Below are 12948 nucleotides of genomic sequence, written 5' to 3'. Positions count from 1 at the left end.
CCTCATGCAACTGTTCCATGCAACCGAAGGTGCCGCAATGAACGACACGATCCACTCCATCCCCTTGCAGCAGGCCGAGGTATTGCTGGCCGGCCAGTGGCAAGCCAGCCGCGATGCGACCGGCAGCTTCCGTGCGGCCGACCCGACCACGGGCGAGGCGATCGGGCCGCAATTCCCGGTCAGCGGTGCGGACGACATCGAGACGGCGATTGCGGCGGCGCAAGCGGTGGCAGCAGAGCTTGCGGCAGCGCCGGTCGAACAGATTGCGGCGTTTCTGGACGCCTATGCCGACGCGCTGGACGCCGATGCCGACACGCTGGTGGCGCTTGCGCATGCTGAAACCGCATTGCCGGCGCCCACGCGCTTGCGCGGCAACGAACTGCCACGCACCAGCGGCCAATTGCGCCAGGCCGCACAGGCAGTGCGCAGTTACAGCTGGACCCAACCCATCATCGATACCGCTGCCGATCTGCGTTCGCATCTGGCGCCGCTGGGCAAGCCGGTGTTGGTGTTTGGCCCGAACAATTTCCCGTTCGCCTTCAATGCGATCGCCGGCAGCGATTTCGCCTCGGCCATTGCCGCGCGCAACCCGGTGATCGCCAAGGCGCACCCGCTGCACCCGGCCACCAGCCAGCGCATGGCGCAGCTTGCGCATGCAGCGTTGGTCGCGGCGGGCCTGCCTGCTGCGGCAGTGCAGTTGCTGTATCACTTCGACAACGCGATAGGTGTGCGACTGGCCGGCGATGCCCGGCTGGGCGCGATCGGCTTCACCGGTAGCCGCGCAGGCGGGCTTGCGCTGAAGGCCGCCGCCGACGCGGCCGGCGTGCCGTTTTATGCAGAGCTCTCCAGCGTCAACCCGGTGTTCCTGTTGCCGGGTGCGCTAGTCGAACGCGGTGCCGCCTTGGCGCAGGAATTCTTTTCCTCGTGCACCTTGGGTAGCGGCCAGTTCTGCACCAATCCCGGTGTGGTGGTGGTGCCGCACGGCGAGGCAGGCGATGCGTTCGTTGCCGCGACCACGGCGCATTTCGACGCCGCCATGCCGATGGTGCTGTTTTCCAGCTCAGGCGTGGAAGGTGTGCAACGCGGTGTGGCGGCCTTGCGCGCTGCCGGCGCCGCGCTGCTGGCCGGTGGGCACACCGGCGAAGACGGGTATCGCTATGCGCCGACCTTGTTGAGCGTGGAGGCGCAGGCATTCATCGCAAACCCGCAGGCGCTGCAGACCGAGGCCTTCGGCCCTGTGAGCCTGCTGGTGCGTACGCGCGACGTTGCGCAGATGCAACAGGTCGCCGCCGCATTCGAAGGCAATCTCACCGGCACCTTGTATCGCGCGGCCGATGGCAGCGACGATGCGGCCTGGCAGGTCATCGCACCGGTGCTGCGTGCGCGGGTGGGGCGGTTGATCAACAGCAAGATGCCGACCGGCGTAGCGGTAAGCGCTGCGCAGAATCATGGCGGGCCGTTCCCCAGTACCGGGCATCCGGGGTTCACCGCAGTGGGCATGCCCGGTTCGATTCGCCGTTTTGCTGCCTTGCATAGCTACGACGCGGTGCCCGACGCCTTGTTGCCGGCCGAGTTGCGTCAACGCAATCCGGGCGGTGTCGCACGTCTGGTGGATGGGCAGTGGAGCACTGCCGATCTCGGAGCGGGCACATGAGCAGCCAGATCGGCGGGGTGTCGTTGGAACAGGCACGCGCGCAACTGACGCCGTGGACGCAACGCGCCGCGCCGATCACCGCGGAGGAATACCAACAGCGCATCGAACGCGCACGCCGCCTGATGCGCGCGCACGGCGTGGATGCGCTGTTGATCGGCGCCGGCACTTCGCTGCGTTATTTCACCGGCGTGCCGTGGGGTGCAAGCGAGCGTCTGGTCGCGCTGCTGCTTACGCTGGATGGTGACCCGGTGTTGATCTGCCCCGCGTTCGAAGAAGGCTCGCTGGATGCGGTGCTGAAGATTCCAGTTGCCAAGTATCTGTGGGAAGAACACGAGGACCCGTACGCGCTGGTGGTGCAGGCCATGGACGAGCGCCACGCGCATGCATTGGCGCTGGATCCAGGGATTGCGTTTGCCGTGCACACCGGCCTGCGCGCGCACCTTGGCACGGCGATCCGCGATGCCGGCTCCATCATCGATGGCTGCCGCATGTGCAAGTCGCCGGCCGAGCTGGCGCTGATGCAGCAGGCCTGCGACATGACCTTGCTGGTGCAGCGGCTGGCGGCCGGCATCGCACAGGAAGGCATCGGGACCGATCAATTGGTGCGCTTCATCGACGAAGCGCATCGCGCGCTGGGCGCGGACAACGGCTCCACCTTCTGCATCGTGCAGTTCGGTCATGCCACCTCATTCCCGCACGGCATTCCCGGTGTGCAGCACCTGCGCGAAGGCGAGCTGGTGCTGATCGACACCGGCTGCACCGTGCAGGGCTATCACTCTGATATCACCCGCACCTGGATCTACGGCGCTCCCAACGCTGCACAACAGCGCATCTGGGACCTGGAGCAGGCTGCGCAGACGGCGGCGTTTGCGGCGATACGCCCAGGCATCGCCTGCGAAGCAGTGGACCAGGCGGCACGCAAGGTACTGGAGGCGGCAGGGCTTGGCCCCGACTATCGCTTGCCCGGCCTGCCGCATCGCACCGGTCACGGCTGCGGGTTGGCGATTCATGAGGCGCCGTATCTGGTGCGCGGCAACGCGCAGCCGCTGCAGCCGGGCATGTGCGCCAGCAACGAGCCGATGATCGTGGTGCCCGGCGAGTTCGGCGTGCGCCTGGAAGACCATTTTTATGTCACCGATGCCGGCGTGCAGTGGTTTACGCCGCCATCGCTAGCGATCGACCAACCGTTTGCATAAGCCTGCACGGGCCAACGCTCACGCACGTGTAGGAGCGCACCCGGCGCGACGGGCATTCCCGATAAATCCGTCGCGCTCAGGCGCGCTCCTACGGCCGTCCTCGCATCTTGGAGTGAATGCATGAACCACCTGCGTCCTATCGCCATCGGCCTGCTGGCCGCCGCACTGTTCACTGCCTGCAAGCCGGCGCCGCCCGCAGCGGAGACAGCGACTGCGGCCACTTCCGCGCCGAGCAGCGAACAGGCCGCCAAGGCCTTCGATACGCTGCTGGACAAACAATGGCAGTACCAGCTGCAACACAACCCGGAGTTCGCCAGCATCATCGGCGACAAACGTTACAACGATCGTTGGAGCGACTATTCGCTCGACGCCGTGCAGGCCGAGCGCAGCGCTACTGCCGAGCTGCTCAAGCAATTCGAAGCGATCGACAGCAAGACGCTGGACGAACAGCGCCAGCTCAGCCTGCAGATGATGCTCGGCCAGCTGTGCGACAAGCTGGAAGGCATCGACCTGAAGACCTATGCGATGCCGCTGGAGCCGATCGGCGGCATCCAGTTGGGGTTGGCAGGCTATGGCGATGCGTTTCCGTTCGAAAACGCCAAGGATTATCAGGACTACATCAAGCGCCTGCAGACGATTCCCTCGGTGATCGATCAGGTGATCGCGGTGTCGCGCCAGGGTGCGAAGGAGGGCCTGGTGCAGCCGCGTTATTTGCTGGAGCGCCTGCCCGAGCAGATCGACAAGATCGCCGCGTTGACCGGTGAGCAAAGCCCGTTCGCCTCGCCGCTGAAAAAACTCGATGCCGCGGTGCCGGCCGACCAGCGCGACGCGCTACGCAAGCAACTGCTCGCCGCGATCGCGCAGCAGGTGCGCCCGGCCTACGGCAAGTTGGCCGCCTTCGTGCGCGATGAATACGCCGCGCAAGGGCGCGCGCAGGAAGGTCTGTGGTCGCTGCCCGATGGCGAACGCCGCTATCGCTACGCCATCCATACCCAGACCACCACCGACATGGCGCCTGAGGAGATCCATCAGATCGGCCTGAAGGAAGTCGCGCGCATCGAAGGCGAGATGACGGTGATCGCCAAGGCGCAGGGCTTTGCGGATCTAGCCAGCTTCCGCAAGGCGGTGGAGACCGACAAACGCCACTTCGCCACCTCCAGCGAGCAGATCCTGCAGCAATACCGCCAGTACATCGCCGCGATGCAGCCAGAGCTGCCCAAGCTGTTCGGCCACTTGCCGAAAACACCGCTGGACGTACAGGCGATGCCGGCGTTCCGGCGCAGCGCACCTGGCGCCGAATATTGGCAGAGCAATCCGGAAGGCACCAAGCCGGCGATCGTGAAGGTCAATACCAGCGACTTCGCCAGCCGCACCCTGATCAATATCGAAACCACCGCGTATCACGAGGGCGTGCCGGGCCATCACCTGCAGATCTCGCTTGCGCAGACGCTGCCGTTGCCGCCGTTCCGTCAGCAGGCCGGCTACAACGCTTACATCGAAGGCTGGGCGCTGTATGCCGAGCGCCTGGGCAAGGAGATCGGCTTCTTCAAGGACCCGTACAACGATTACGGTCGCCTCTCCGGCGAGTTGTTGCGGGCCAACCGGCTGGTGCTCGACACCGGCGTGCATTACAAGCACTGGAACCGCCAGCAGATGGTGGAGTTCTTCCACGCGCATCCTTCCGACGACGAGCCCAGCATCCAGTCCGAAACCGACCGCTATATCGTCTGGCCGGGTCAGGCACTGGGTTACAAGTTGGGGCAGCTGCAGATTCTTGCGCTGCGTGCGGAAGCCGAAAAAGAACTCGGCGCTCGCTTCGACGTGCGCGCCTTCCACGATGCGGTGCTGGGCGGTGGCGCGATGCCGCTGGCGATGTTGCAGCAACGCGTGCGGCAGTGGATTGCACAGGCCAAAGCTGCGCCGGAGGCACGCGGATGAAGACGAGCAGCGCTTTACGCGCGAGCGCATTGAGTCTGTTGATTGCGGCAAGCGTGAGTGGCGTTGCCGCGGCCGCCCAGGCTGCCGAGCCGGTCGCCGCCACGCAGAACACCGCCACGCAGAACGCGGCAGCCGCACGCTTCAAAGCGCTGTACACGCGCGAATGGCGCTGGCGGCAGGCGCAGCTGTCCGGCGCGGTGGATGAAGACAATCAGGCCACGCAAGACAAGCAGTCCGACCATCTGCCCAAGGTCGATGTGGCCACGCAAAACCTGCGCACCGCGTACTGGCAACAGGCCTTGAAGGAACTGGATGCGATTCCGGCAGCGCAGTTGCCGGCCGAAGATCAGGTGAGTTATCAGGTGTATCGGCAACAGTTGCTGGTGCTGCTGGATCAGCAGCATTTTCGTGCCTGGGAAATGCCGTTCAACAGCGACTCGGCGTTCTGGAGCGATCTGGGTTTCAGCGCCGAGGCCAAGTTGCGCACGCGCGAGGACTACCAGCGCTATCTGAAGATGCTGGCCGATATCCCGCGCTATTTCGCCGAGCACACCGACAATATGCGTGCCGGCCTGGCGCGTGGGTTCAGCCAGCCCAAGGTGACACTGACCGGACGCGATCAGTCCATCGCCGATGTGGTGCAAGCCAAGGGCGAGGCCAACCCGTTCTACGCACCCTTCAAGCAGATGCCGGCGACGCTGCCGGCCGAGGTACAGGCGCAACTGCGGCAACAAGCAGTGCAGACCATCGATGCGCAGGTGCTACCGGCCTACGCCAAGCTGCTGGACTTCATCCGCAACGAGTACCAGCCGCGCGCGCGCGCCACGCTGGCCGGCGAGGCATTGCCGGATGGCCAGGCCTACTACCGCGCGCAGATCCGCGAGTTCACCACGCTCGAGTTGAGCCCCGATCAAATCCATCAGATCGGTTTGCAGGAAGTGGCCAAGCTGCGCACGCAGATGGATGAGACCATCGTCGCCAGCGGCTTCAAACCGCCGGCCGGGCAGGCGGTGTTTCCTGCGTTCCTGCATTTCCTGCGCAGCGACCCGCAGTTCTATGCCAAGACGCCGGAAGAATTGCTCAAGCAGGCCGCATGGATCGCCAAGCGCGTGGATGCCAAGGTGGGCGATTACATCGGCCGGCTGCCGCGCCGACGCTTTGCGATCGAGCCGGTGCCGCCGGAATTGGCGCCGTTCTATACCGGCGGCCGTGGCGGTCCCGGCATCTATCTGGTCAACACCTACAATCTGCCATCGCGGCCGTTGTACAACCTGACCGCATTGACGTTGCACGAGTCATCGCCCGGCCACGCACTGCAAATGCCGCTGGCGGCAGAAGCGCAAGGGCTACCGGAGTTCCGCCGCTATGGGTTCATCTCCGCCTATGGCGAGGGCTGGGCCTTGTACTCGGAGTATCTGGGCCAGGAAATGGGCATGTACGACACGCCCTATGATCGCTTCGGTTACCTGACCTACCAGATGTGGCGCGCCTGCCGTTTGGTGATCGACACCGGCATCCACCACAAGGGCTGGACGCGCGCGCAGGCGCAGGCCTATCTGCGCGACAACACTGCCTTGAGCGAACACGAAGTCACCACCGAGGTGGATCGCTATATCGCCTGGCCGGGGCAGGCGTTGTCGTACTACCTGGGCGAGCTGAAAATTCTTGAGTTGCGTCGCAAGGCCGAAGCCGCCTTGGGCGAGACATTCGACCTGCGCCATTTCCACGACGCGGTGCTGCAGACCGGCTCGGTGCCGTTGCCGGTGCTGGAGGCGCGCATCGACCGGTTCATTGCCGACGGTGGTGTCTCGCCGTATGCCGCCGAAGACGCTGCCGAGTCACCGGCGGCAGATGCCAAGGCGGCTGCCAGCGACTGATCCACGTAAGACCCGCCGACGTTTTTCGCAACAGCAACCGCGCTTTCCACTCTTCGGGGCGACGAATGACCACACACGGTGCGACCACGCAAGGCAAGTTCCACAAGCGACTCAGTCTGACCGACCTGACCTTTATCGGGCTGGGGTCGATCTTCGGCTCGGGCTGGTTGTTTTCGGCCAGCCATGTCTCTTCCATCGCCGGGCCGGCCGGCATCCTGTCGTGGATACTCGGTGGCATCGCAGTGCTGCTGCTGGGGCTGGTGTATTGCGAACTAGGCGCGGCATTACCGCGTGCCGGCGGGGTGGTGCGCTACCCGGAGTATTCGCATGGCGCCTTGCTCGGTTCGTTGACCGGCTTCATCACCTTGATCGCGTTTTCCAGTTTGATCGCGATCGAAGTGGAAGCCGCGCGCCAATATGCGGCGGCGTGGTTTCCCGTGCTCAATCAGGCCAGTGGCTCGCACCCAAGCATCTGGGGTTGGTTGGTACAGCTGGCCCTGCTGCTGCTGTTTTTCCTGCTCAACTATTTCAGCGTCAAGACCTTTGCGCTGGCCAACAACATCGTCAGCGTGTTCAAGTTTCTGGTGCCGATCCTGGTGATCGTGCTGCTGATGAAGCACTTCAATCCGGGCAACCTGACCGTGCACGGGTTTGCGCCTTCTGGCATGGCCGGGGTGGAAGCGGCGATCTCGGCCGGCGGCATCATCTTCGCCTACCTGGGCCTGACGCCGATCGTGTCGGTGGCCAGCGAGGTGCGTGACCCGCAGCGCAATATTCCGATCGCCTTGATCCTGTCGGTGGCCTTGTCCACGGTGATCTATGTGCTGCTACAGCTGGCGTTTCTGGGCAGCATTCCGGCTGCGCAACTGGCGCCGGGGTGGAGCGGTATCGACAAGGTGTTTGCACTGCCGTATCACGACATCGCGTTGGCCCTGGGCATGGCGTGGTTGGCCGCGTTGGTGATCTGCGATGCGATGGTCTCGCCCAGCGGCACCGGCAATATCTACATGAATGCCACCCCGCGCGTGGTGTACGGCTGGGCGCGTAGCGGCGGGTTCTTGCCGGTGCTGACGCGGGTGGATCCGCAATCGGGCATTCCGCGACCGGCGTTGTGGTTGAGCCTGGGCCTGTCGATCTTCTGGACGTTGCCGTTCCCGTCGTGGGAGACCTTGATCGGCGTGGTCTCGGCCGCGCTGGTGCTGAGCTATGCGGTGGCACCGGTCACCGTGGCCGCGTTACGCCGCAGCGCGCCGGACCTGCCGCGGCCGTTTCGAGTGCGTGGTTTTGCGGTGCTGGGTCCGTTGTCGTTCATTGTCGCGGCCTTGATCATCTACTGGTCCACCTGGCCCACCTTGTCGTGGTTGCTCGGTCTGCAGGTGCTCGCGTTCGTGCTGTACGTGCTGTATCGCTTGCCCTCACGCGAGGGCCGTGCACGCTTGCTGCGGCAGGTGCGTGCATCGCTGTGGTTGATCGTGTTCTTCGTGCTGGTGATGGCGGTGTCGTGGGCGGGCACGTTCGGCGGTCACGGTTGGATCGCGCATCCGTTCGATACCCTGAGCGTGGCGGTGATTGCGTTCTTCATTTACCACTGGGGCGCGCGTAGCGGCTTGCGCAGCGATGAGCTGGCGCTGGAGGAGGACGATGGCGAGTGAGCTGCGGCGTGACGCGCGCGTGTCGCACTGGTTGCGTAGCTGCTTGAATGGGTTGGCTGCGTGCATCGTGGTGCTATCGACTGCTGCGCAGGCGGCGCCAAGCGTGGCCGATTACCAACGCTCGCTGGGGTTGCGTGAACAATGGAGTACGTTGACCGAGAACGTGGCGTGGCCTGCGCAATGGAAGGACAACGGTGCGTTTTACTACCGCAAGACGGTGCCCGGGGGATTCGCCTTCGTCAGTGCGGAAGTCGCCACGTTGCAGAAAAGCCCGGCGTTCGACCAACTGCGCGTGGCGCAGGCCTTGAGTGCGGCGACCGGCAAGACCTACACCGCGTTGCGCTTGCCGTTCGAGCGCTTCGCTTATGCACAAGAGGGCGAGCGCGGCGACGGGGCGATCCGCTTCGCGCTTGGCGAAGAGATCTGGCGCTGCACGCTGACGAGCTACCGCTGCGCACGCGATGACGCAGGAACACAGCCGCGCCCCCGCGGCTTCGGCGTAGTGCGCGACCCTGCAGTGCCAGCCGACAACACGCCACGTCGTTCGCCCGATGGCCGCTGGGAAGCGCTCGCCGATGGCTGGAATCTGCTCCTGCGTCGTGTCGCCGATGGCTAACTCACCCGGCTCAGCAACGATGGTCGTGCAGACGATTACTTCGATCCGGAGAGCATCGCCTGGTCGCCGGATTCGCAGCGGCTGGCGGTGTATCGCGTGCGTCCCGGCCTTGCACGCCGCGTGACCCGTGTGGAGGCTGCGCCTGCGGGCGGCGACCAGCCGGTCGTGCGCACCCAGCTGTATCCCAAGCCCGGCGATGCGGTGGATGTGGAGCGGCCGGTGCTGTTCGACGTGGACGGCACGCGCCGCGAGGTGGATGCGGCTTTGTTCGCCAACCCGTATTCGCTGTCGCCGCTGCAGTGGCGCAGCGATGGCCGCAGCGTGGCCTTCGACTATGTGCAACGCGGCTTTCAACGCATGCGGGTGATTGCGGTGGAGGCGCAGACAGGTCGCGCGCATGTTGCTGTCGGCGAGGACATGTCTACATTCGTGTATGCCGACCGTAGCTTCCGTCACGATGTAAATGGGCGCGGCGATGAACTGCTGTGGATTTCCGAGCGCGACGGTTGGCGGCATCTGTATTTGATCGATGGCCGCAGCGGCAAGCCCAAGCGGCAACTCACGCATGGCGCGTGGATCGTGCGCGATGTGTTGCGCGTGGACGATGCGCAGCGGCGCATCTGGTTCACCGCCAGCGGCATGGATGCCGGCAAGGACCCGTACTACCGGCAGCTCTACAGCGTGGATTTCGACGGCCGCCAGTTGACCCGGCTGACCCACACCGACGCCGATCACGATGTGGCGATTGCAGAAGACGGCCGCCATTACGTCGATGTCTATTCGCGTCCGGATCTGCCGCCGGTGATGGAACTGCACGCCATCGATGGCCGACTGCTGCAGCAAGTGGAACAGGGCAACATCGACAAGTTGCTGGCAGCCGGCTGGCGCGCACCGGAGACCTTCGTGGCCAAGGGCCGCGATGGGCGCACCGATATCTGGGGCATGGTGGTGCGCCCGCGCGATTACGACCCACGCAAGAAGTACCCGGTGATCGAGAACATCTACGCCGGACCGCACGACTCCTTCGTGCCCAAGACATTCTGGCCGTTCGGCTATCACTCCGGTGGCGACAAGCAGATCGGCATGCAGGCGCAGGCCGATCTGGGCTTTATCGTGGTGATGATCGACGGCATGGGCACCGCCAATCGCTCCAAGGCCTTTCACGATGTCGCGTGGAAAAACCTCGGCGATTCCGGCTTTCCCGATCGCATTGCCTGGCATCGCGCGTTGGCCGCAAAAGATCCGTCCTACGATATCGGCCGGGTCGGCATCTATGGTGCTTCGGCCGGTGGGCAGAGCACGCTGGGTGCGCTCGAGCGGCATCCGGATTTCTACAAGGTGGGCGTGGCGTTTGCCGGTTGCTACGACAACCGCATGGACAAGATCAGCTGGAACGAGCAGTGGATGGGCTGGCCGGTGGATGCTGGTTATGCGCAGGCCTCGGGCGTGGTCAATGCGAGCAAGCTGCAAGGCGATCTGCTGCTGATCGTCGGCGAGCAGGACAGCAATGTTGACCCTGCTTCCACGGCGCAGGTGGTCGATGCGTTGATCAAGAGCGGCAAGGACTTCGACCTGCTCAACGTGCCCGGCGGCGAGCATTCGGTGGGCCGGTCCAGCGGGCCGATCGACTATGTGCAGCGCCGCCAGTACGACTTCTTCGTGCGCCATCTGCGCCATGAACCCACACCGCATTGGAACTCACTACCGTCGGAGGCGCGATGATGCGTTTGTTTGCCCTGAAAATGGCGCAACCGCGCGGCCGTATCGCAGGCCTGCTGTGGTCGCTCGCAGTGTTGGCAGGTAGCACGCCGTTGCTGGCCAGTGCAGAAGACCTGCCGCGCTTCGTTACCCAAAACGGTCGCCATGCGGTGTTCGTCGATGGCGCGCCATATACCGTGCTGGCTGCGCAGCTGCACAACTCCAGCGCCTGGCCGGCGGTGCTGCCGAAGGCGCTGGACGAGGTGGTCGCGCTGCATGCCAACACGGTGGAAGCACCGGTGTATTGGGAGCAGTTCGAACCTGCGCCGGGCCGTTATGACACCACCAATGTGGATGCCTTGATCGCTGGCGCGCGCAAGCGTGGTCTGCGTGTGGCGTTGCTGTGGTTCGGCAGCTGGAAGAACGGTCAGATGCATTACGTGCCGGAGTGGATCAAGCGCGACGAGGCCACCTACCCGCGCATGCGCGATGCCAACGGCGAACCGGTGGACGTGTTGTCGCCGCATGTAGCCGCCAACGTACAGGCCGATGCGCGTGCGTTCACCGCGTTGATGCAGCACCTGCGCAAGGTCGATGGCGAGCGCCACACGGTGATCCTGGTGCAGGTGGAAAACGAGCCTGGTGCGATCGGCACTGTGCGCGATCATGGCCCGGCCGGTGAGGCGGCGTTCGCGCAGCCCGTGCCTGCCGCAATCGCGCAAGCGCTGGGTAAACCGCAGGGCAGCTGGCAGCAGCTGTTCGGTGCCGAAGCCGCCGAGGCCTTCAATGCGCATGCCACCGCGGCGTATATCGAACAGGTGGCTGCGGCCGGCAAGCGCGCCTATCCGCTGCCGCTCTACGTCAACACCTGGCTGCGCTACAAGGGCAAACGCTATCCAGGGCTGGACTACCCGTCCGGTGGTGCGACGGTGAACATGTTCGCGCTGTGGCGCGCGGCCACGCCGTCGATCGACTTCATCGGCACCGATATCTATACCAACGATTACACCGAGTACACCAAGGTCATCGGCCAGTACGCGCGGCCGGACAACCCGGCCTGGGTCTCGGAGACCGGCTTCGAGGCGGCGACGGCGCCGTATCTGTTCCATGTGCTGGGGCGGGGGGGAATCGGTTTTTCGGTGTTCGGCATGGACGGCAACCAGGACAACGCCGCCAACCGCGCCGCGGTCGCTGCGCATGCGGCCAACTTCAAGTTGCTGGCGCCGTTGCAGCGGCTCCTGGCCCAGGCGGCTTTCGACGGCCGGCTGCAGGCGGTGGCCGAACAGCCCGGCGCGGCGCAACGCACGCTGCGCTTCGGCGACTGGGAGGCCAAGGTGTCGTTCGGTGCGCCGATGTGGGGCGATGCGCCGGCGATCCTGCCCGGTAACGACGACCATGCCGGCCGGCTGCTGGTAGCGCAGTTGGGGCCGGCGGAGTTCCTGGTCACCGGCATGGCCGCGCGCATTGAATTTTTCCGCGAGGCGGCCGATACCCGTCATGGACAACTGTTGCGGGTGGAGCAGGGTCGGTATGTGGACGGGCGCTGGCAGGTTGAAAGACAGCTCAACGGCGACCAGACCGACTACGGCCTCAACTTCGGTCGTGTGGATGCGGCGGGCGAGGTGCCTGTGGTGCTGCGTGTGCGGGTCGGCACGTATTGAGAGTGCGTGAGGCGACTGCGCAGCCGTGTGGCGGGTGTGGTCGGAATCGGTGAGTGGGAGACGTAATTGCGGTTCCTGTTCGCTGGTTCCACCTCGTGAGAAACGCTCGCCACGGGCATTGGTTGCCTTGAGAGCGACAGCAGCACAGCGCGTTTGCCAGCAGCGATTGTTTCGATTGGTCGGTAAACAAACATCATTTTTTTTCTCAGTTTCTGCACCGGAGCCACCATGAGCATCAGTCCCATCGCCAGTTCCGGAATGCAGGTCGCCGCGCTGCGTCAGCAGGTGGCCGCCAGCAATGTGGCACGCCAGCCGGTGGACGGCAGTCCGCGTCAGGCCGTTGCGGCCAGCACGCAAGCCAATGGTGGAGTGGCGGCCAGCGTGGTCGATGCCAGCTCCGATCCTTCTGCGCCAGCCACTGATCTGGTCGAAGGGCTATCGGCACGCAACGATTTCCAGGCCAACGCCACTGCGCTACGGCGCTCCGACGAGATGTTGGGCAGCTTGTTGGACGTATTGAGCTGAGAGCTCGGAGTGGACGACGGCCGTTGTCGATCTAATGCACGGCTGTCCGTTTGATGCCGTGCTTGGCGACACTTGTCTGCCACTTCACTGCAGGGCCCTTGCCCGCCCACCATCGCAGGACACGCCGCAAG

At 64.7% G+C, this 12948-nt stretch carries 7 protein-coding genes and 1 pseudogene; all 8 read left to right on the top strand.

All coding sequences use genetic code 11. From position 1 onward, the window contains the following. The first annotated feature begins 37 nt into the window (after positions 1 to 37). Positions 38 to 1654 carry an aldehyde dehydrogenase family protein gene (locus FFY45_RS15935; protein ID WP_176341179.1) on the top strand — a complete coding sequence of 539 codons (1617 nt, stop codon included), beginning with the start codon at positions 38 to 40 and terminating at the stop codon, positions 1652 to 1654. Then, positions 1651 to 2850 carry a M24 family metallopeptidase gene (locus FFY45_RS15930; protein WP_176341178.1) on the top strand — a complete coding sequence of 400 codons (1200 nt, stop codon included), beginning with the start codon at positions 1651 to 1653 and terminating at the stop codon, positions 2848 to 2850. Before FFY45_RS15935 ends, FFY45_RS15930 begins: the two co-directional genes overlap by 4 nt. 120 nt (positions 2851 to 2970) lie before the next feature. After that, positions 2971 to 4788 carry a DUF885 domain-containing protein gene (locus FFY45_RS15925; RefSeq protein ID WP_176341177.1) on the top strand — a complete coding sequence of 606 codons (1818 nt, stop codon included), beginning with the start codon at positions 2971 to 2973 and terminating at the stop codon, positions 4786 to 4788. After that, the gene (locus FFY45_RS15920) at positions 4785 to 6665 is read left to right on the top strand and encodes a DUF885 domain-containing protein (RefSeq protein ID WP_176341176.1); all 1881 of its coding nucleotides are present in this window, start codon (positions 4785 to 4787) and stop codon (positions 6663 to 6665) included. The genes FFY45_RS15925 and FFY45_RS15920 overlap by 4 nt, the downstream gene beginning before the upstream one ends. Before the next feature lie 65 nt (positions 6666 to 6730). After that, positions 6731 to 8317, top strand: coding sequence for an APC family permease (locus tag FFY45_RS15915; RefSeq protein WP_176341175.1), 1587 nt, complete (start codon positions 6731 to 6733; stop codon positions 8315 to 8317). Further along, a pseudogene (locus tag FFY45_RS15910) lies at positions 8307 to 10655 on the top strand (S9 family peptidase). The gene FFY45_RS15915 and the pseudogene FFY45_RS15910 overlap by 11 nt, the downstream one beginning before the upstream one ends. Next, the gene (locus FFY45_RS15905) at positions 10652 to 12292 is read left to right on the top strand and encodes a DUF5597 domain-containing protein (protein WP_176341174.1); all 1641 of its coding nucleotides are present in this window, start codon (positions 10652 to 10654) and stop codon (positions 12290 to 12292) included. Before FFY45_RS15910 ends, FFY45_RS15905 begins: the two are co-directional and overlap by 4 nt. Before the next feature lie 228 nt (positions 12293 to 12520). Beyond that, positions 12521 to 12817 carry a flagellar basal body rod protein FlgC gene (locus FFY45_RS15900; protein WP_115040378.1) on the top strand — a complete coding sequence of 99 codons (297 nt, stop codon included), beginning with the start codon at positions 12521 to 12523 and terminating at the stop codon, positions 12815 to 12817. Positions 12818 to 12948 lie beyond the last annotated feature (131 nt).

The organism is Xanthomonas hortorum (assembly GCF_011305375.1).
In the GTDB taxonomy this organism is placed as follows: domain Bacteria; phylum Pseudomonadota; class Gammaproteobacteria; order Xanthomonadales; family Xanthomonadaceae; genus Xanthomonas; species Xanthomonas hortorum_E.
The sequence above is the reverse complement of the archived record's forward strand: the minus strand, read 5'-3'. Positions and strand labels throughout refer to the sequence as shown.